Consider the following 20102-nt stretch of genomic DNA (forward strand, 5'->3'; position numbering starts at 1 on the left):
ATGCCAGGCGCTGCAGCCCGGGCGCATCGAAGGGGTTGAGCATCCCCACGAGCACGGCGCCCGGCTTCATCAGCGCGATCTCGTTGTCAGAAGGCGAGCGCACCTTCAGCACGATCTCGCAGCCGAGGGCGCCGGCGGCATCGGTGATCTCGGCCCCCGCTGCCTCATAGGCGCCGTCGGTCAGGCTCGCCGCCACCCCCGCACCCGATTGCACTCGCACGGTGTGGCCCTGCGCAACCAGCTTCTTGGCGGTCTCCGCAGTCACGGCCACTCTGGTCTCGCCTGGCACAGTTTCGGCCGGCACGCCTATCAGCATGGAGGTTCCTTGATGTCTTGAGACGAAACGACACACGGCGAAAGCGCCGTGTGTCGTCTGTAGAGTGGGCGGATCGTCGCCTTCAGCAGGCGACGCGATCACTCAGGCGGCCGCGCCGACCTGATACAGCTCGACCCTGGTTCCGTCCGGATCGGTGACGTAAATAGTCAAGCCATAGGGGCCGTCGTGCAGATCCTGCTGAAACTCGACGTCAGACTTCTTCAGCCGATCGCGCAGCGCCCGAACATCGTTGACTTCAAAAGCCATATGGTCGATCTGCCGATGTGCCGGCGCACGTCCACCGACAATCGCGATCCCCTGGTGAAATGCAGTGAATGGCCGACCGTCGGCCAGCGGCTTTGCCGGACGAATGGAAAAACCGAGCTGGTTCACATAGAAAGCCGTGGAGCGCTCCACGTCCTGCACCATCAGCAGCATGTGCCCATAGCCGAGCGTGCGCGGTGAAGATTTCGAATCGATCCAGCCGCGCATTTCCTTGGAGTCGGAGAGCTCGCAGAAATACTGCTTCCAGACCCGTTTGGCCGTTTCCTCCCACTCTCCATTGACTCCGGAGATGCAGTCGTTCAGCGCGACGACATCGTAGTCGCGCAGGTAGGCCTCCCGGATGCTCGTCTCGACGCAGGCATTCGTCGTGGTTCCCGCCACGAACAGCGTCCGGGTTCCCAGCATCTTCAACATCATCTCGAGGCGGGTCTCGTAGAAGGCGCCGAAACGGTGTTTGCGGATGACATAGGAAGGATTGAAGGCGGCCAGCGGCTTCAACTCATCGACGATTTCCTCGTCCCAGCTGCCAGCGAGAGCGGAGACTTGCTTGCGCCGCGCGGTGTGGCCGGCCAGCTTCTTGCGGGCGCGGCTCGCGTCCACCGCGAAATGCTCCTGAACGGTCCATATGACCGGAATGCCTGCCGCCTGGCAATGCGGAATCAGTTCAGCGAGCGCGGGCACGATCGAAGAGAGACGCTTCGTATCGACGCCAGAGATGCCGAGTGTTCCCTTGTCGTGGACGAAGGCGTTCTGAAGATCGATGACCAGCAGTGCCGAGGAACGGGGGTCGAGTTCATCGAGATTCATCACTTTTCCTCCATGTCGATGCCGAGTACCCCGGCGCGTCCCCAACTGTCCTTGGGTGTGTCATGGATCACGACGTGAAGGTGCTCCGGCTTGCAACCTGCCTCGTCGACCATCGCCTTCGTGATGGCCCTGACGAGATTGCGTTTCTGGTCGACCGTGCGACCTTCCCAGAATTCGACGATGACGAATGGCATTTCACTGCTCCTTAGGTTGATTTCCCGCCCAGCGTGGGACAGGGGGTGAGAAGCCCGTGACGAAATCGTTGCCCGCACGGTCTTCGCCGCGCACGAGCCAGAGTGGCCGCACGGCATGGTTGATGAGGGGCTGTTCTTCCATGGCCACCCAGTTGGCCAAGGCGCGCCCGTCCCGCAGGAAGTTGCTGTCCGCTGGCATGTAGCGGATTACGTACAGAGGCTCATGTGGATCCAGCGGCGGCAAGCCGGTGGCGACACGACTCAGTTCGAGGCAGGTCAACGGCTGCGCGCGCTCCGGCGTCACGAGCACCACCGCGCCCGCCAGCGGCATGACAGGCCAGTACCGCCCTTCGCGACCTTCGCGCACGAAGCGCTGGTAGGAGGCGGCTTCGAGATGAAGTTCGGAATCCCACAGCACGATGTCATGCCCGATCACCGATTCGACCCGATCCACGATGGCCGGGTCCTCGCACAGGTCCAGGAAGCGCCAGGCGTCGGTGAGCCCAGCAGCATGGCCCCATGGGTTATGAAGCCCCGACAGCCGCTCCAGTCGCGGGCGCGGCCGCAGCAGCGAAAGCTCCCGCATCGCTTTGCGCAGTTCTGCAATCCGTTCGGCGATGCTGCGGGAGCGTGGCGCCACGCCGCCAGTCGCTCTCTCGGGGAGCCCTGTTTCCATGGTCAAGAAGGATTGGAAAGACAGCGGCCCCGACCGAAGAGGCTTTCGTCGACTTTGCCGTTCTCATAGACCACCGCGCCTCGAGATACGGTGAGCACCGGCCATCCCTTGAGCTTCCAGCCTTCGTAGATGCAGGTGCCTTTGCCCGTGTGGTGAACCGTGCGCTCTTCGTCGAGGTCCACCAGCACGAGGTCCGCGTCGAATCCGACCTCGATGTTGCCCTTGCGCGGCCACAGGCCGAAACGGCGCGCCGGATTGGCCGAGTTGAGCTGGACCAGGCGCGACAGCGGCAACCCGCGCTGATGAACACCGAAGTGCAGCATCAGCGACAACTCCCACGGAAAGGAGACCACGCCCGGCAGTTCCGACCAGAGGTCCTCAAGCTTCTTGGGCATGAAAGGAACGTGATCGGTGCCCAGGCTGTAGACCGACCCGTTCAGGACGCCTCGCCACAGGCCCTCCTGCTCTTCCTTGTCGCGCAGCGGCGGCGAGATCTTGGCGCGCATGTCCAGGTCGCTGTCATAGGCCGTGCGGGTGAGGTAGTGCTGGCAAGTCTCGACCGTGACGTGCACACCGCGTGCCTGAGCCTCGGCAGCCAATACGGGACCCATGCCCACAGAGGTGTGAACCAGGTGCAGGGAGCAGCCGGTTCGTTCCGCAAGAAAGATCATTCGGCGGATTGTTTCCACCTCGCAGAACGCGGGGCGAGATTCCGTGTATGCGCCAAGGTCCTGCCGACCCGTTGCCTTGATCTCGTTCTTCATCCAGGCGGCGATCTGTGTGTTCTCGCAGTGGACGTTGATGAGCGCGCCTGGAATCCTCGCCAGGATTCGCATCGCGGCATACACCCAGCCGTCGGTTGCGGGAACGATGCCGATCGGGTTGTCAGGCTCATAGCCGAAATAGCACTTGAACGAACGAACGCCCGTCTTTGCGACGATCTCCGGGATCTCGGCAATATGCTCCTCGCGCTGAATGCCGAAGTGAAAGCCGAAGTCGACAATCGAGTTCTCTTCGCCGAGCGCCTTTCGTTCTTCATAGAACGGCAAGTACGAAGGCTTGAGATTGCGGATGTAGAGCAACGCCGTTGTCACGCCGCCCGACGCCGCTGCCGCTGTCTCGGTGCGCATGTCTTCCGCATAGGGATACTTCACGCCCAGGTGGCAATGCGGATCGATCACGCCCGGCATCAGCACGCGGCCGCCTGCGTCAATCTCGCGATGACCTTTGGGCAAGGCGCTGTCGGCGCCGGTCAGGATGATCTTGCCGTCTTTCACGGCGACACCGCCGTGGAACTCTCCATCGTGGCGAACCACCCGTGCGTTGCGAATCACCAGGTCGGCGCTCATGCTTTCTCCTTCAAGATGTTGTCGATGCGACGCCGCACGCCGCTCCATTGGCTGCGGCCGACGGTGATGGGTGCGCGAGCTCCAAGTCCGCGGGCCCAGACGAACTTCAGCCCGAGCTCTTGCGCGGCATCGCGGTCGATGCCTCCGGGCGGCGCCGCCAGGTCGACGAGCAGTGCGTGCCTGGGCAAGGTCTCAAGCAACTCACGCCCGAGCACGCGGGCGGGCACGCTCGCGATGACGATGTCCGTGTCCGGAAGCACCTTTGCCAGATCGGACAGTTCGTGCGGCTCGGCGCCGGCGGCGTATGCCGCGGCGCGCTGCACTGGGTTGCGCGCAGCGACGTGAACATGCGCGCCCAGCCCCAACAGGGTGTGCGTGACGAGCGAACCGATCGTCCCCTGCCCCACCAGGCAAACCTTCGCCTTGTGGATCGTGATGTCGGTGTTCTCGATCAACACCTTGAGCATGCCTTCGACGATCGCGGGTCCGCGCAGGAGCATCAGGTCCTCGTCCCACTCATACTCATGCAGATTGATGCCGAGACCCTCGCAATGCGCCTTGAGCTTGGGGTCGGCCCATCCCAGGATGATGTGTCCGGGGCGGCGCATGCCGGTGAGCATGTCGCGGTCCGGAATGATGCGATCGGCACATTGGGGCGCGAAGAGCGCGCCGTCGGGGGCGATGCCCGGAATTGGAAAGAGCGCGATGTCGGCACCTTCCAGTGCCTCGCATGCGCTCGACGCGTGGCCGACGCCAGCGATGCCCTGCTCTGGCCACGGAAAGCCGAAGGCACGTACGTGGGCTCCGGCTGCAACCGCGCAGCGGGCGATCTCTTGTTCGCGACGATCGCCGCCGATGATCGCGATGACGACTTGATCCCAGTTCATGGCTGCCTCACATGTTGAAGAAGTTCGGACTTCGACAGGCCCGCGATGCCCATCGCGTCGGCGGTCCGGCCGCCCTTGCTGTAGTCGATACCGACCAGCGCCTGCGCCAGCGTGAACAGCGAACGAGCGACCGGCGTGGCCACCCCGGCGATCGCGGCGAGTTCGAGAAAGGGAAGCAGGCCGTGGCCGAAGTCTTCCCGGTAGTACCTGTGCTGCAGGGAGTCTGGGCCCTTGATTCGCTTGTTGGCCTCGCCGCCCGCTATGGCGGCCACGAAGTCTTGCGTATCCGTGACTGACGACTCGACCGTGCCGATCAGCTTCATCTCCTCTACGAGGTTCGGCAGGCGGTGGCCGAAGGCCGCGGCGACAGCCAGGCGTTCGTCGTCGAGCGCTCGCATGGTGCGCGCCACCCCTGGCGTCATGGCCTGAACGTAGAAGGTGAAGTCGCCATGCGTCGCCTCGACCCACGCCGCCGCCAGGACGGCGCCCGGTGGATGCAGCACGAGGTTGGCATTGGCGAGCGCAGAGGCGAGCACATCACCTACCGGTGAAGCACCGGGAAACAGTTGGCATGCGACAGCGAGCGCGGCCTCGCCGCCAGGCAGCGCCGCCGCACGCACCTGCCGCGCTCGGCCGGTCACCGTCACGCTGTCTGACTGGTACTTGCGAGCGACATACGTCAGCGTCGAGAACTCGGCGATCGGCGGCAGATCGGCACGAACACTTCGATAGGCATGCGCGAAGTCGAGCGCGCCGCCGGTGTGCCCGGGATTCAGAATCACCGGTCGATTGGCCGGCCAGCACGCAGCGGCGAGCGCGCGCGCAACCGGCGCGTGAGAGAAGGTCGGCAGCGTTACCACGGCCGCGTCGGCACCCTGGATGGCTTGCGCGAGATCCGCCGTGATCAGGGCTGGCCGCGCAATGCCTTGGCCCAGAACGCCCTCATAGCGCACTCCGCCCAGTGCCTGGAAAGGAGCGAGTGTTTCGGGAGATCGGTTCCAGAGAACCACTTCGTGACCGGCTTGCGCGAGTTCGGCCACGGCCGCGGCACCACCGGCGCCGGCGCCCAGTATGGAAACTTTCATTCTTGCCTCTGTCTGGTCAGTGCGCGACGAGCACGCCCTTGGCTTCGAACATCTCGCGCACCTGCCGCACATAGTGCTGAAAGGCGGGGTTCTCGTGGATGCCACTCCAGCGGCGCGGCCTCGGGATATCGACGGTGAGATCGAGATCCACGCGGCCCGGACGCGGCGACATCACGATTACGCGGTCTGCCAGAAACACCGCTTCGTCGATGCCGTGCGTGATGAACAACACCGTATTGCGCAGCCGCATCCACATGGTCTGCAGATCCATGATCATTTGCTCGCGCGTGAGCGCGTCGAGCGCGCCGAAGGGCTCGTCCATCAACAGCAGTCCGGGTTCCTGGATCAAGGCACGGCAGATCGCGACGCGTTGACGCATTCCGCCCGAAAGCTCGGAAGGAAACTTCTCCGCGAAGCCCTCGAGCCCGACCTGCGCCAACAGTTCGCGCGCACGATCGGCATAGGCCTTGCGGTCCAATCCCTTGATCTCGATCGGCAGCAAGATGTTGTCGACGATGCTGCGCCAATAGAGCAGCAAGTCGGACTGGAACACGACGCCCGCCTTGGGATGCGGTCGCAGGACGATGTCGCCATCGATGCCCAATCTGCCGGAGCTCACCGGCGTCAGGCCCGCGAGCAACGAGAGCAGCGTGCTCTTGCCGCATCCGCTGGGGCCGACGATCGCGACGAAGCTCCCGGGCTCGATGTCGAGATCGACGCGGTCGAGCGCGAGCACGTCGTCGCCCGCGCGCACCTCATACGATTTGGAGACACCTTCGATGGTGACTGCGGCTGCACTACTCATGGCGTGGACTCCCGGCGGATTTCCATCATTTGGCGCTTTCGCGGTGGAACGAAACCTTGCTCTCGACAAGTGCAAGGACGAAATAGAGCAGCACACCGATCAGGGAGATCGTGACGACGGTTGCGAAATTCAGCGTCGTGTCGAACTGCGAGTTGGCCTGGAGCTGCAGGTAGCCGAGACCACGCTCGGCGGCGATGTATTCGCCGATGATCGCGCCGATGACAGCCAGCGAGATCGCAACCTTGAGGCCACCGAAGATGCTCGGCAACGCCGCAGGTAGCCGAACCTTGAAGAAGGTCTGTGCCTCGCTGGCACCCATCGAGCGGACCATGTTGACCAAGCCTTTGTCGAGCGACTGCAGGCCCACCACGGTCGAGATCACGATGGGGAAGAACGAGATCAGGAAAGCCAGGCTGATCTTCGGCGCCCAGCCGTAGCCCAGATAGAGCACCAGCAACGGCGCGAGCGCGATCTTGGGCACCGTCTGCAGCGCCACGAGAAGCGGGTAGACCGCGCGCTCGAAGACCTTCGAATAGAAGATCGCCAGCGCGAGTGGAATGCCGACCAGCACGCCAGAGAGAAAGCCGCCCAGCACTTCGAGCAAAGTGATGTAAGAGTGTGTCGCGAGCAAGTTGAAGTCGGTCACCATTCGCTTGGCGATGGCGAGCGGCGTCGGCAGCACGAATTCGGAGAGGCCGGACAGCGGCACCGCGAGTTGCCAGATGACGAGGACGCCGATTGCAAGCAGGACTGAGGCGTAGCGCTCGACAAACCTGACGCGCGGCTGCTTCTTCTTCGTGCTTCGAGGGACGGGCATCGCGACGATTCCGGGGTGTTTCAGTTCAGTCATGGATCACCTTGGGTTACGGCTGGGTCAGCAGGTCGTTGGTGAAGAAGGCCTCAGCCGGCTTTGGCGCGCCGATGGCTTCGTCGGTCTTCAGCAGTTCGAGCGCCTGCACGATGGTTTGGGGGTCCGTCCACCCGACTGGCTTCCCGGGCCGTGCGCTGATGGCGTCCATCGTCGCGCGCACCTGCACTTCGACAACCTCTGGGGAGGGGCCCCCCTTCCAGTTTTTCAAGATGGCGGCGGTGGCGGCCTTCGGGTCCTTTCGGGTCGCATCGATGCCCTGGTTCACCGCAACCAGATAGCGCTTGAGCACGTCCGGCTTCTTCGCAATCGTCGCGTCGCTCGATACAGCGGCCAGCCCGGGAATAGCCAGGCCGTTTTGAGCCAGATCGAGCGACGGGAATTTGGTCCCGATGCGCGCCTCGATGATGGGGAGGTCGTTGTTCGTGTAGACGCTGACCACGTCGACCTGCTTCTGCAGGAATTGCGGCACGCGCGACTGCGCATCCATCTGGACCTTCTTCACCTTGGTGCAGTCGACGTGATTGACGGCGCAGAAGACAGCCAGATAGGACGTTCCTGTTTCCCCCACAGAGTGCGCCACGGTCTTTCCCTCGAGATCCTTCGGCTTGAGCACCGGTTTGTCGGGCTGCGAAATCAGCACCACGGGCGTCTTCGGCTGGTACAAGGCAATGATCTTGACCGGCATGCCTTTCTGGATGGCCGAGACCGCAAAGATGGCCGGCATGATCACCACGTCCTCCTGGCCCTGCAGAAGGGCTCCCAGCGCGGCGGGTGCACCTGCACCCTCGCCCATCCGGACGTCGAGGTTGTGGGCTGCATACATTCCCTGCTCTTGCGCAAGGTACATGTGCGCGTATTCGCCCTTGAGTTTCCAACTGAACCGGACGTTGACGTCATCCGCGGCCCACGCGGCCGAAGTCAATGTGAGCGCCGCCGCAACAGCAGCGGCCCGGATGCCGGAAGTCAATGAACCAACCGAAAAATGGGTGCGCATGAATTACCTGCCATAAGGTTGAGTGAGTGAACCGGGGCCGAAACTTGCGTGCGGGGCTGGCCGGGACTAGGGTGGCGATCTCATGTTTTTCTTCTGCTTTTCATATCTTGATCACGAAGTGTGATCACACATATAATCGCCAACAACCGGGTTAACCCGCACTGCCTCACAGAGAACACCAAGAGAACGCCATGGAAAAGATTGCGAGCCGCCGTCAAGCAGATTCGGAAACCGCGGAAGAGCCAAACAGGCGGGCGCGCGGCAGCGTCCCGGAAGAAGTCTTTCAGAGGCTGCGACGGGGATTGATGGTGGGCGCCTTCGTGCCAGGCCAAGTCATGAGCCTGCGAAAGTTGGCCGCCAGCTTCGGCACGAGTCCGATGCCGATTCGCGAGGCGCTGACGCGATTGGTCGTCATCAACGCGCTGGAGGACACTTCGAGCGGATCGGTCCGAGTGCCTCGGCTTACCCCAAAGAAGCTCAATGAGCTTTTCACCGTCAGGGAACTGATCGAAGGCCTTGCCACCGAGATGGCATGCCGCAATTGCACGCCTGCCTTGCTCAAGGCACTGACCGCCATCAACGGTGAGCTTCTCGATGCAATCGCCAAGCGCAATCTGATCGGCTGCCTGTCCTCGAACCAACGCTTCCACTTCACCCTGTATGAGGCCGCCGGTAGCGAAGTGATCATGCCGCTCGTCGAGTCTCTTTGGTTGCAATTCGGACCGACGATGTACCTGTCGCTGCTCTCGCCCGACATGCCGTGGGACGCATCGGCGCACGTCGAGATCCTTGAAGGCCTGCAGGCGAAGAAGCCCGCGATCGCCAAACGTGGCGTTCTCCGCGACATTCGCAACACCGCGCAATCCCTCGCACCTGCGCTCGTTGAGCCCGAGGCGGCAAGTCTGCTGTCCGCGCCGCTGGACGATCTGTATTTCGGCAACTGACTCCCAAGGACCAGGAAGAAACATGACTCAGCAAGGACACGACGCTCGTCTCGAACAACTCGGCATCGAGTTGCCCAACCCAGCCGCCCCCGCGGCCAACTACGTCCCGGCTCGCAAGAGTGGCTCGATGATCTACATCGCCGGTCAGGTACCCAGCGCCGGCGGCAAGGACCAGTACGTAGGCAAGGTCGGACGAGACGTGTCGATTGAAGACGCGCAGAAGGCGGCACGGTTGTGCGCCATCAACATCCTGGCGCAGTTGCGCACCGCTCTCGGCGGAAGCCTCGATCGCGTGGTGGGCTGCATACGATTGGGCGGCTTCGTCAACGCAACGCCGGAGTTTGGCGACCACCCGAAGGTCATCAACGGCGCTTCCGATCTGATGGTCGAAGTGTTCGGCGACGCGGGCCGGCACGCGCGAGCGGCGGTTGGCTGCAATTCGCTGCCGCGCAATGTGGCGGTCGAAGTGGACGCCATCTTCGAGATCGCCTGAACATGAGCCACGCCGGACTCGATCGCCGATTGCCGATCCATGTGCTGACCGGCTTTCTCGGCAGTGGCAAGACGACTCTGTTGCGTCACTTGCTGGCTGATCCGGATCTGTCGGATACGGCGGTGGTCATCAACGAATTCGGCGAAGCAGGCCTGGACCATCTTCTCGTGCGGGAGGTTGCCGAAGACGTTGTGCTGCTCGGTTCAGGGTGCCTTTGCTGCTCTGTGCGCGACGACCTGGTGTCAACGCTGGCCGAGCTCAACGCCATGATGCGCACCGGCGACATCCCCGCCTTCGCGCGTGTTGTCGTGGAGACCACGGGCATGGCCGACCCCGCACCCATCATGCAAGCCGTTCTCAGCGAGCAAAGCCTGACGCCGTGGTTCCGGCTTGGGCAGGTCATCACCACGGTGGATGCCGTCAACGGCGACCAGACGCTGGTCCGCCATCGGGAAGCCCGGCAGCAGTTGGCGACCGCCGACCGGGTGATCCTGACCAAATCGGATCTGGTCGACGAGTCCGACTGCGCGGTGCTGCTCGAGAAGCTGCGGGCGACGAATCCGGGCGCCATCTTTGCCAGTGCCCGCAACGGCCGATTGCCGGCACGCGCGATCTTCGACGAATCTGAAGCGCAATGGCGGCGGTCCGGTCCGATCCTGCCCATGGCTGCCAAGGATGGACAGGACGGTGACGGTGACGCACCGCTGGGTCCGCTGATAGGCAGTCACGACGAGGCGATCCGGACGTTCACGGTCCAGCTGGAGCGCGAGGTGGAGTGGAGCGTCTTCGTCGATTGGCTCGAGTTGCTGCTCGCGAACAGGGGCGATTCGATCCTGCGCGTGAAAGGCCTGCTCGGCGTGACGGACGACGAAAGGCCAGTGGTGGTACAGGGCGTGCAGCATGTCCTTTATCCATTGGACCGGCTGCCGACGTGGCCCGAAGGCACAGCCTCGCCCGGATGGCTTGTCTTCATCGCACGCGACTTGACTGCCCGAGCCATCGAGAACTCAATTCGTTCGGTGTACGAATCGAGCCTCGTCTGACTGGTGCGATATCTCAGGACTTTGTCGATCAGTTGCCGCTGTCGTACAGGGTCGTCGTGGTCTCCACGCCCTCTTCGTGCAGCCCTGCCCGCTTCACCGCCGCTGCCGCGAGTTCCCTGGCCTTGCGGCGCAGCTGGACCTCATCGACGCCATGCACCTTGCCATTGCTGTAGAGCGCCTGCCCGTCAACCCAGGTCTGCGAGATTGAAGCAGTGGATGCCGAGAACACCAGCGCCTGCAGCGGGTCGTGGAATGGCGTCCACTCGATGTGATCGAGGTCGAACAGAATGAAGTCCGCCTTCTTCCCCACTTCGAGTGAACCGATGTCATGGTCCCACATGGCCGCCTTCGCGCCATCGATGGTGGCAGCCCTGAGGGCCTGCCGCGCCGTGAAGATGTCCGGCTTCATGCGTGCGTCCTTGAACATGCCGGCAACGAGCAGCATCTGACGCATCAGGTTCATGTTTCCGGCGGCAGACACGCCATCGGTGCCCAGGCCGACCGTGACGCCTGCGGCGACCATCTCCGGGTACTTCCCGATCGCGGTCGCGCCCTTGCCGAGCTTGAACGATGAGCAGGGACAGAAGGCCACTTTGGCGCCGCGACGAGCCAGGAGGGACACCTCTTCGTCGCTGACTGCGGCGCCATGGGCAATCACCAGGTTGGAGCCGATGCCACCTGCGCGATCGATCCGCGTGATCGGCCACATGCCGTATTTGCCCTCGCAGACCTTTGCCTCCTCGATCGACGTGGCGAGGTGGTAGGTCGTACCCACGCCCAGGCGTTGCGCGAGCTTCTGGGCTCCGACGTGCAGCTCCAGCGTGCAAGGCTCCTTGCCCTCGATGTTGACCCAGCAGCGGACGCGGCCGCCGAGGGCACCGTCGTATTTGCGGACGCAAGCCTCCAGCTCGGCGAGGGCAGCCTCGGCGCTTGGGAAGAAATGATGACGCGCCATCTCCTCGGTCCATCCGCGCGGCAATTCGGCCGGTGGGTTGTCCGCGGCGTGTCGTCCCGTGACGCCGCGGATGCCGGTCTTTTCCATGGCTCGGACGGTGATCCCAGGGTCGTACTGCGACCCCATGTCGATAAAGCAAGTCGTCCCGTTGCGAAGCATCTCGGTGATGCCGAGCAACGCGCCCCAATACTCGTCTTCCTCGGTGATGTGCGCGTAGAAAGGCTTCGCCCAGTGAAAGACCCATGCCCGCGTATTCAGGTTGTCCGGAAACACGGCCCGCGACAGTGTCTCGGACAAATGAACGTGGCTGTCGACGAAGCCCGGGCATATGCCGAGCATCGTGCCATCCATGACGCGGTCGAACTTGCCGCCTTTGTGTCTCGCGGCGACCTGCTCTGCCGCGCCAATGTCGACGATGCGGTCGTTCTCGATGACGATGCTGGCATCGCGAAGGACAGTGTCCTTGGCGTCGACCAGGAACGCGAATTCAAGGTGCTCGATCAGCGTGCGCATGGGTGCTCTTTCCAGTATTGATGTTCAGCCTTTGACAACCAACAGCTTGTCGGTGTCGGCATAGTCGGACAGCAGTTCGCAGCCATTGGCCGTAACGAGCAGCATGTCCTTGTTCTGCATGCCGAATCCGAAGCCCGTTTCGTAGCACAGTGGCTCGAAGCCCAGAACCATGCCTTCCTCGATCGCAGCATCGCTTCCGGGCTTGCCGAGGATCGGGGTCTTTCCGAGGTACGGATCTTCGTGCAGATGCAGGCCGATGCCGTGCCCGACGAAAGAAATCGGCGGCAAGTCCAGTTCTGCGAGCTTCGCGATGAAAGCATCGTAGATGGCGCGGCAGCTTGCGCCTGGCTTGACCAGTTCCATGATCTGGTACTTGCAGTCGACAAGGTGCTGCCAGATCCGTTCCGCCTGGGGAGGGGCTTCCTGCACAACAGCGGTGCGGCACACTCCGGCCTGGTAGCCGTCGATCACCGAGAAAATCTCGACGCGGCAGACGTCACGCGGCTTGAGCCTGCGTTCGCTCGGGCCCACGTTCGGCAGCACGCTGCGTTCGCCCGTGGCAATGATCATGAGCTTGAAGTGCTCCGCGCCCAATGCATAGACATTGCGCGTCAGATGGCCCGCGATGTCCATCTCCGAGTCGCCTGCCTTGACCGATGCAAGCGCGTCGGTGATGGCCTGATCGGCGATGCGCGACAGACGCCGCAGAAGGGCAACCTCTTCGGGTGTCTTGATCTGGCGCAGACGCGCCAGGATGTGTTCGCAGGGTTCGAAACGAGCCTCTGGCAGTGCCTTCTCAAGGCGTGCGAGATCTCCTGCCGGCAAGTAGTCCATCTCGATGCCGATGCGCGACCGACCCAGGCCGAGCTTCTTCAATTGGTCCGCGAGAACCAGCATCGCGTCGTCCGTGAACTCAGCCCAGATGCGTGTCGGCACATTCGGCGCGCGCCGCTTCACCGTGCTGGCTTCCATATCGACCGAGAACAACTCGGCCGTGCCATCGGCGCTGATGATGGCCATCGCGTGCCGGTGCCGAATCAACGGTTGCGACGGGACGACAAAGCCAGTGACATAGGCATAGTTTTCGGGCGAGCACGACACCATGGCGTCGAGTCCGCCCTCGGCCATTGCCTTGACTTGCCGCTCGATGATTGATTTGCGCATCTTTAGCTTTCCTGGTGTTGAAAGAGTGGCCGGTCGCGATCAGTCGCGTACCTGGTACTTGTCGATCTTTCCGAGGTCGACATCGATGCCCATGCCGGGCCCACCAGGAACCTCGATGGCGCCGTCGACGAGCTTCATGGGAGCGACGATCAGGTCGTCGCGGTAATAGATGCCGCCCACCTGCCCCTGCTGCCATTCGGCCGGCGTTGACACGGGGACGACGCACGACAAAGTGGCCGCCGGCGCCGCGGCGGCCAAATGGATATTTGCGAGATTGCCGACGCCGGTCTCAACGGATCCGTTGACGTTGCAGACAATGCCGGCGGCCCTGCAAACAGCGGCCACTTCCATCGCCTTGTAGAGACCGCCGGGCTTCGTCGTGTAGATCGACACGATCTGCGCGGCACGGTGTTCGCTGATCTGGATGACGTCGTGGGCGTTCCATGCGGACTCGTCCGCCATGACGGGTGCGTCGATGGCACGAGCCACTTCGGCAATGCGCTCGATGCCCATCACGGGTTGCTCGACGTACTTGAGCCGATACTTTTCCATCGCGCGCACCGTCGAGATCGCCTCTCCGGGTGTGCGATAGCCTTCGTTGGCATCCACGCAGAGTTCGACTTCATCGCCAACTGCGGCACGAACAGTGCGGACCATGTCGATGTCTCGCTTCGCATCGACACCGATCTTGATCTTGATCGTCTTGATGCCCTCCGCGGCGACCTGCGCCACTTCCTTTTCCGCTTCAGCGATTGAAATCAGTCCGATGGAGTGCGTGACAGGGATATGGGACCGCACTTTGCCACCCAGCAGCATGTGCACCGGCAAGTCGAGCCAGCGGCCTGTGATGTCGTAAGCAGCGAAGTCGACTGCGGCCTTGGCGTAGGGATAGCCGCGGATCACGGCATCCATGCGGGAGTGCATCTCTGCGAAGTTGCCGAGTTCGATGCCGATCAATGATGGCGCGAGGTACTTCTCGATGACCAGTTTGGCAATCGCAGTCGACTCCCCGAAGTAGCGGCCGAACTCGCCGCCCCAGTCCTTCAGGGCCGGAGCCTCTCCCCACCCCACTCGGCCGTCGCTGTCGGTCATCTTGATGAGCAAGTAACGGCCAATGGATTCCGTCAGGCCGGTCCATTTGTGCTCGCGCCGCGTCGGGAGTTGGACGAGCAATGTCTCTATGGTTTGAATGGTTGGCATCTGCCTGCTCCTCACGTATCAACTTACGCATGTCGAACAGACCATCTGCCGACGTTGCGAAGAATACTGTGATCACAGTTTGTGATCAAGTAGAATTCTTGTCAATACGCGAAGGCCTTGAGACCGCGCAAATGCATTCAGGAGCGCAACATGATTGTCGAGATCACGAACTACTACGCTTTGCCGGGAAAGATTGAAGACGTTCTGTCGCAACGCCTGCATGCCAGTGCGATCAGGACACGCCTGGGCTTGCCGGCCGGGCGGATATTCACAAAGCTGGAAGGGCCAGGCCCGGACGTTCGATGGGAATGCGCGTTCGAAACGCATGCAGCTTATGAGGCGGACATGGCCGCGCGCGCGGAGTGCGATGAATTTGCCAGTGCTCGAAAGGCGATGCATCTGCTGCTGGAGAGATTCGAGCGGCACATCGAAGCGGCAGCGGTCGAATAGGCCGCTTGACGAGATCTGGAGCTTCGGTCTTCTTCAGCCCGCTACCAACGACGACCGATTTTGGCTTCACTGAGCACTCGCGAGTGCCTTCAGACGCGCCAGCGAATCGCCGACGATGTCGCTGTAGCTACGTCGCTCAGTCGCTCCGACCCACCGCGCAAAAGCCACGCGGAAGACAGCGATACCCGCCTCGGCGACGAGGCTCGCGTCGGGCTCACCGACTCCCCTCGCCCGCAGGGCCTCCGCCAGTGCCGCGGATAGATTCGCCAGCTTGATCAACTCGCGTTCGTAGAGATCTCCGTGGGCCGCGATCACTGATGCGCGCAGGCGGGCGTACCCACGGCGATCCTCGTCGAAAAAGTCGCCGGGCGCTTGCAGCGCGAAGGCAATGGCGTCCATGGCCGTTGCGTCCGCCGGAGCACCGGCGAGCGCGCTGACCATCGATTCCTGCAGCAACTGCGGCCCGCTGAAGAGCACCTCGCGCTTGTCCGAAAAGTAGCGGAAGAACGTCCGCGAGGTGAGGCCGGCCCGCTCGGCGATGGCCGCGACGGTCGTCTGCTCATAACCCACCTCCGCGAACAACTCCAAGGCCGCCAGGCGAAAACGGCCTTCCGCATCGGGCTCCCATCGACCCATTACATCCCCATGGTGTTGACACAAAGTGACATCATAGGCCTATACTGATGTCACTCAATGACATCAAGGAAGCATCCATGCGAATTCTCGTCACCGGAGCCTCGGGCTGGATCGGCTCGGCCGCCGTCACAGAACTCATTGCCGCCGGACATCAGGTCTTGGGCCTCGCCCGCAACGATGAGGCCGCGGCCAAGATCAAGAGACTCGGCGCCGAGGCAGTGCGCGGCACCCTCGAAGACCCGGACAGCCTGCGCGCCGCAGCCGCGCGCGCCGAGGGCGTGGTGCACCTCGCCTACAACCATGACTTCTCGCAGATGGCCGCGGCGGCGCAAACCGACCGTGCCGCTATTGCCGCCTTTGCCGACGTCCTGCAAGGCAATGGTGCCCCTCTGATGATCGCCTCGGGAACATTGAGCCTGGCGCCCGGGCGCGTGGGCACCGAAGGCGACATGCCTGACCCTGCGGCGCATCCGCGCCTCGCGAACGCCGCGTATACGCTCGGCTTGGCAGAACGGGACCTCCGCCCCATCGTCGTGCGCTTCGCCCCGACAGTTCACGGCGCTGGAGGTGACCACGGGTTCGTCGCCACTTTGGCGAAGATCGCACGCGCGAAGGGAGTTTCCGCGTACATCGGCGAGGGCCGGAACCGCTGGCCTGCGGTCCACCGGCTGGATGCCGGCAAGCTCGTGCAACTGGCGGTCGACAAGGCGACTCCAGGCACCGTGCTGCACGCCGTTGCCGAAGAAGGGATCGCTACGCGCGACATCGCTGCGGCCCTCGGGCAGTTTCTGAATGTGCCTGTGGAGTCCATTTCCGCCGATCGCGCAGCCGCGCATTTTGGATGGATCGGCATGTTCTTCGGCGCCGACGCCCCCGCGTCCAGCATGAAGACTCGCGAACTGCTGGGCTGGAAGCCGTCGCATGCGATGCTGCTGGAAGACATCGCGGCCGGCCACTATCCAGGCCACTGAAGCATTCACTGAGGAAGCGCCTCCGCCGAACTCGGCGAGGCGCCCCTCGAGGTGAACCGGTTGTTCCGTACAGCGGGCGCGACGCGGCCCTCGACACAGTGCGCGACAGGGATGAAACTTGCCGGATGCAGTGCCCGCGGTGTCGCCATCCTCATTTGCAAGGGGCCAAATTCTGCGAAGAATGCGGCAGCGCACTCGCACGACAGTGCGCGACCTGCGGCTACGAGCTTGCGGCACAGGCGAAGTTCTGCAGCCAATGCGGCACGCCGGCGCGAGTCTTCGCGCCGGCCCCCTCGGTAACAGAAGCAGAAGCGCCTCGCGAACTCGCACGCGATGCCCGGCCGCCGCCCGACGCGACGACCGCGGATCGGCGACAGGCGGCCGTGTTATTCGCCGACATCACCGGATACACCACACTGTGCGCCGGCAGTGATCCGGAGCAAATCCAGGAGATGCTCGGGCGCTTTTTCGATGCGATGGACAAAGTGGTCGAATCTCACGGCGGCCGGGTGATCGACCGGGCGGGTGACGCCGTCATGGCGGTCTTCGGCGCGCCGGTGGCCCATGGCAACGATGCGCAACGCGCATTGCACGCCGCGCTTGCGATGCATCGCGCGGCTGCGGGGGTTCCGGATTGCAAAGGCGTGCCGCTGCGGCTGCACATCGGCATTACCAAGGGCGAGGTCGTGGCCGCGGTGATCAGCGGCGGCGGCAAGGCCAAATACTCGGTCACCGGCGACTCGGTCAATCTGGCCGCCCGGCTCGATGCATTGGCCCAGCCAGGCGAGATCCTGATTTCTGACGCGCTGTACCGCGAAGTCGCCGCCAGCGTCGAAGTGCAGTCCGCAGGCAGCCAAATGGTCAAGGGCTTCGCAGTGCCGGTAGAGACCTGGCGCTTGCTCGGCTTGCGCCTGGCCCGTGGCGAACGCATGCCCTTTGTGGGCCGGCAAGCCGAACTGGGGCAACTGGTCGGGGCGCTCAACGCAGTGCGCGACACCGGCGTCGGAGTGACGGTGCTTGTTCGCGGCGATGCAGGGATCGGCAAATCAAGATTGGTCGAAGAGTACCAAGCGCGCGCTCGCGACCTCGGATTCGACACCCCCTCAGGGCAGGTTCTGGATTTCGGCGTCGCCAAAGGCCAGGACGCCGTCTCGTCGCTGCTGAAAACCCTGCTGCAGGTCAGCGCATGCGACGACGAAGCGCAACGCCACGCAGCGGTGCTGGATGCCGCTGCGCGCGGCCTGGTGACTGACGACGAGATTCTGTTCGTCAATGAGTGGCTCGATCTGCCGCAGCCGAAGCCGCTGGAGGCGATTTTCGAGGCCATGGACAACGCCACCCGGCTGCAGCGCGCGAGCGAGGCGTTGCGTTCCCTGTTGCAGCGGGCCGCTGCGACTCGATCGCAACTGGTGTTGATCGAGGACATCCACTGGGCCTCGCCGGAGTTGCTGCGACTGGTGGCGGCGGCAGCCCGTGCGGCTGCGCGGGCACCGATGGTCCTGCTGCTGACCTCGCGCATCGAGGGTGATCCGATCGACAAGGCATGGCGGGCGTCGATCCACGGCAGCGCTTTCATGACCATCGATCTTGCGCCCCTGCGCCCGCAGGAAGCGCGCTTGCTCGCCGGCGGGCTGGTGGAAGCGTCGAGCCGCTTTGCACTGATGTGCATCGAACGCGCTGAAGGCAATCCACTGTTTCTCGAGCAGTTGTTGCGAACCGCGCGGGCCGGCGAGACACCGGGGCTCGCGCCCGCTGTGCCGCCGACCATCCAGAGTCTGGTGCTCGAGCGTATGGACCGCCTCGCCGCGCCCGATCGCGCCAACCTCCAGGCCGCCGCGGTGATCGGCAAGCGCTTCTCGCTTGCCAACCTGCGCGGTGTCGCGAGCGCGCCGAATGCGAGCTGCGACATATTGGTGGCGGCCGACATCGTGCGGCCCGACGGTGCGGATTTTCTGTTTGCACACGCACTGATCCAGGAAGCCGTCTATGCGTCGACGCTCAAGAGCCGGAGACGCGAATTGCACCAGGCCGCCGCACGATGGTTCGGCGACGACGATCCGGTATTGAAGGCGGAGCATCTCGACCGCGCAGAGGACACGGAGGCCGCAGCGGCCTACCTGCGTGCAGCGACTCGTGAAGCCGGGCGGCTGCGCTTCGAAAGTGCGCTGCGCCTGGCCGAGCGCGGCGACTCGCTGGCGGCCGATCCGGCGCGAGGCAACGCCACGGTCGGCTGCGAACTCGCGTTGCTTTGCGGCGAGATGTTGCGCGAGCTCGGACGCTCGACCGAGTCGGTCGCCGCCTTCCAGCGTGCGCTCGAACTCGCCGGCGACGACGCACTGCGCTGTCGTGCCTGGATGGGCATCGCCGACGGCCATCGCGTCACCGGCGAATTCGCCCCGGCGATGCAGGCACTCGGCGAGGCCCAGCCGATTGCCGAACGGCTCGCGCTGACCGTCGAACGCTCTCGCATCCATCACACGAGGGGTAACCTCTATTTCGCCCAGGGCCGAACGGCCGAGTGCGACGCTCAGCACGTGATCGCGCTCGCGCTGGCCGAGCAATGCAGCGAACCACAGGGCCAGGCGCGGGCACTGAGCGGCCTCGGTGATGCACGCTACGCCGAAGGCCGCATGGCCAGTGCGCTCGACTACTTCAGGCGCTGTGTCGCGCTGTGCGGGGAGGAGCAGATTCGCATCACCGGGCCCAACCGCTGCATGATCGCTCACTGCCTCTGGTATGCCAACGAACTGCACGACGCCGTGGCTCATGCCCATTCGGTCTGCGACGACGCGCAGCGCTTCGGGGTCGTGCCCGTGCGGGTCTTCGCGCAGGCCACGCTCACTCAGGTGCTCACCGAAGCTGGCCTCTTTGAAGAGGCTGGCGTGTCAGTCACGAAAGCGCTTGAACTCGCGCGACTTGCTGGATCGAGGCGCTACGAAGCGACCGTGCTGTACTTCTCTGCCGAGCACCATCTTCGGAAGGGCGATCGCGCGCAGGCGCGCAAAGACCTGGAACTGGCGCTCGAGCTGGCACGCCAGACCGGTCTCGGATTCATCGGTGCCGCGCTCATGGGGCGGTTTGCGCGCATGGCGGAATCCGCCGAAGAGCGGGTTGCGCATCTTGCCGCCGGTGAAGCCCTGCTGCAGGACACCGGGCTCGCCCACAACCACCTCTGGTTCTATCGCGACGCGATGGAGGCCTGCCTTGCAGCCGGCGATTGGCAGTGCGCGCTGCAACACGCAGCTTCGCTGGAGCGGATGTTCCAGGTCGAGATCTTGCCCTGGGTCGAGTTGATGGTCGAGCGGGCGCGGGCCATCGTCGGGGCGGCCGTATCGGGCGCTGACGCGGCGGCCACCGCACGGCTGAGGGCCGTTCGCGCGACGGCGGTTGCGGCAGGCAATGGCTGGGCTCTCGCGGGCATCGATGAGGCGCTGAGGCCTGACCCGGCGACGGCGTGATGAAGC

Annotated in this window: 19 protein-coding genes and 2 pseudogenes; 7 read left to right on the forward strand and 14 right to left on the reverse strand. The window is 63.7% G+C overall.

Annotated elements, in window-relative coordinates; all coding sequences use genetic code 11:
• From AC1DEK_RS25135 to AC1DEK_RS25180, 10 genes and pseudogenes are all read right to left on the reverse strand, one after another.
• Nucleotides 1-316 (reverse strand): annotated as a pseudogene (locus tag AC1DEK_RS25135) (NAD(P)(+) transhydrogenase (Re/Si-specific) subunit alpha); the annotation flags it as partial.
• 102 nt (nucleotides 317-418) lie between these two features.
• A complete protein-coding gene (locus AC1DEK_RS25140) occupies nucleotides 419-1408 on the reverse strand; it encodes an isochorismatase family protein (RefSeq protein ID WP_478128032.1) in 990 nt (329 codons plus the stop codon).
• On the reverse strand, nucleotides 1408-1602 hold the full coding sequence (locus tag AC1DEK_RS25145; RefSeq protein ID WP_478128033.1) for a 2-hydroxymuconate tautomerase: 195 nt from the start codon (nucleotides 1600-1602) through the stop codon (nucleotides 1408-1410). Before AC1DEK_RS25145 ends, AC1DEK_RS25140 begins: the two co-directional genes overlap by 1 nt.
• Nucleotide 1603: 1 nt before the next feature.
• Entirely contained in the window at nucleotides 1604-2278 is a 675-nt protein-coding gene (locus AC1DEK_RS25150; protein ID WP_478128034.1) for a hypothetical protein, read from the reverse strand.
• Nucleotides 2279-2280: 2 nt separating this feature from the next.
• Entirely contained in the window at nucleotides 2281-3627 is a 1347-nt protein-coding gene (locus AC1DEK_RS25155; RefSeq protein WP_478128035.1) for a dihydroorotase, read from the reverse strand.
• Nucleotides 3624-4514 carry a dipicolinate synthase subunit DpsA gene (locus AC1DEK_RS25160; protein WP_478128036.1) on the reverse strand — a complete coding sequence of 297 codons (891 nt, stop codon included), beginning with the start codon at nucleotides 4512-4514 and terminating at the stop codon, nucleotides 3624-3626. The genes AC1DEK_RS25155 and AC1DEK_RS25160 overlap by 4 nt, the downstream gene beginning before the upstream one ends.
• Nucleotides 4511-5599, reverse strand: coding sequence for an NAD/NADP octopine/nopaline dehydrogenase family protein (locus AC1DEK_RS25165; protein WP_478128037.1), 1089 nt, complete (start codon nucleotides 5597-5599; stop codon nucleotides 4511-4513). Before AC1DEK_RS25165 ends, AC1DEK_RS25160 begins: the two co-directional genes overlap by 4 nt.
• 16 nt (nucleotides 5600-5615) lie before the next feature.
• Nucleotides 5616-6404, reverse strand: coding sequence for an ABC transporter ATP-binding protein (locus AC1DEK_RS25170; protein WP_478128038.1), 789 nt, complete (start codon nucleotides 6402-6404; stop codon nucleotides 5616-5618).
• 25 nt (nucleotides 6405-6429) lie between these two features.
• Nucleotides 6430-7254, reverse strand: a complete 825-nt coding sequence (locus tag AC1DEK_RS25175; RefSeq protein WP_478128039.1) for an ABC transporter permease — start codon at nucleotides 7252-7254, stop codon at nucleotides 6430-6432.
• Between the two features lie 13 nt (nucleotides 7255-7267).
• Nucleotides 7268-8269: an ABC transporter substrate-binding protein gene (locus AC1DEK_RS25180; RefSeq protein ID WP_478128040.1), complete on the reverse strand. Its 1002-nt coding sequence runs from the start codon at nucleotides 8267-8269 to the stop codon at nucleotides 7268-7270.
• Nucleotides 8270-8460: 191 nt separating this feature from the next.
• Between AC1DEK_RS25180 and AC1DEK_RS25185 the strand changes: the two genes are divergently transcribed.
• From AC1DEK_RS25185 to AC1DEK_RS25195, 3 genes are read left to right on the forward strand one after another with little or no spacing between them, the layout of a single operon-like run.
• Nucleotides 8461-9213, forward strand: coding sequence for a GntR family transcriptional regulator (locus AC1DEK_RS25185; protein ID WP_478128041.1), 753 nt, complete (start codon nucleotides 8461-8463; stop codon nucleotides 9211-9213).
• A gap of 22 nt (nucleotides 9214-9235) precedes the next feature.
• Complete coding sequence (locus AC1DEK_RS25190) at nucleotides 9236-9706, forward strand: RidA family protein (RefSeq protein WP_478128042.1); 471 nt, start codon at nucleotides 9236-9238, stop codon at nucleotides 9704-9706.
• Between the two features lie 2 nt (nucleotides 9707-9708).
• Nucleotides 9709-10749 (forward strand): CobW family GTP-binding protein, encoded by a 1041-nt coding sequence (locus AC1DEK_RS25195; RefSeq protein ID WP_478128043.1) that lies wholly within the window; start codon nucleotides 9709-9711, stop codon nucleotides 10747-10749.
• Between the two features lie 28 nt (nucleotides 10750-10777).
• On the opposite strand, the gene AC1DEK_RS25200 is transcribed toward AC1DEK_RS25195, so the two are convergent.
• Genes AC1DEK_RS25200 through AC1DEK_RS25210 form a run of 3 tightly spaced genes read right to left on the reverse strand, consistent with a single transcriptional unit; the run spans nucleotide 10778 to nucleotide 14581 of the window.
• The gene (locus AC1DEK_RS25200) at nucleotides 10778-12217 is read right to left on the reverse strand and encodes an amidohydrolase family protein (RefSeq protein WP_478128045.1); all 1440 of its coding nucleotides are present in this window, start codon (nucleotides 12215-12217) and stop codon (nucleotides 10778-10780) included.
• Nucleotides 12218-12241: 24 nt separating this feature from the next.
• Entirely contained in the window at nucleotides 12242-13381 is a 1140-nt protein-coding gene (locus AC1DEK_RS25205) for a M24 family metallopeptidase (protein WP_478128046.1), read from the reverse strand.
• 39 nt (nucleotides 13382-13420) lie between these two features.
• Nucleotides 13421-14581, reverse strand: a complete 1161-nt coding sequence (locus tag AC1DEK_RS25210) for a mandelate racemase/muconate lactonizing enzyme family protein (RefSeq protein WP_478128047.1) — start codon at nucleotides 14579-14581, stop codon at nucleotides 13421-13423.
• A gap of 150 nt (nucleotides 14582-14731) precedes the next feature.
• Between AC1DEK_RS25210 and AC1DEK_RS25215 the strand changes: the two genes are divergently transcribed.
• Nucleotides 14732-15031, forward strand: a complete 300-nt coding sequence (locus tag AC1DEK_RS25215) for a hypothetical protein (RefSeq protein WP_478128048.1) — start codon at nucleotides 14732-14734, stop codon at nucleotides 15029-15031.
• A 66-nt stretch (nucleotides 15032-15097) separates the two neighbouring features.
• Here the strand turns inward: AC1DEK_RS25215 and AC1DEK_RS25220 are convergent, their stop codons facing one another.
• On the reverse strand, nucleotides 15098-15667 hold the full coding sequence (locus AC1DEK_RS25220; protein ID WP_478128049.1) for a TetR family transcriptional regulator: 570 nt from the start codon (nucleotides 15665-15667) through the stop codon (nucleotides 15098-15100).
• Between the two features lie 77 nt (nucleotides 15668-15744).
• Here AC1DEK_RS25220 and AC1DEK_RS25225 point away from each other — a divergent pair, with 77 nt between their 5' ends.
• The 3 genes and pseudogenes from AC1DEK_RS25225 to AC1DEK_RS25235 all read left to right on the forward strand — a co-directional run bounded on the left by AC1DEK_RS25225 (nucleotide 15745) and on the right by AC1DEK_RS25235 (nucleotide 20096).
• Nucleotides 15745-16638, forward strand: coding sequence for an SDR family oxidoreductase (locus tag AC1DEK_RS25225; RefSeq protein WP_478128050.1), 894 nt, complete (start codon nucleotides 15745-15747; stop codon nucleotides 16636-16638).
• Between the two features lie 125 nt (nucleotides 16639-16763).
• A pseudogene (locus AC1DEK_RS25230) lies at nucleotides 16764-16889 on the forward strand (double zinc ribbon domain-containing protein); the annotation flags it as partial.
• Between the two features lie 132 nt (nucleotides 16890-17021).
• Nucleotides 17022-20096, forward strand: coding sequence for an adenylate/guanylate cyclase domain-containing protein (locus AC1DEK_RS25235; protein ID WP_478128131.1), 3075 nt, complete (start codon nucleotides 17022-17024; stop codon nucleotides 20094-20096).
• Nucleotides 20097-20102 lie beyond the last annotated feature (6 nt).

The sequence above is a fragment of the Variovorax sp. 10N420 genome, assembly GCF_056394705.1.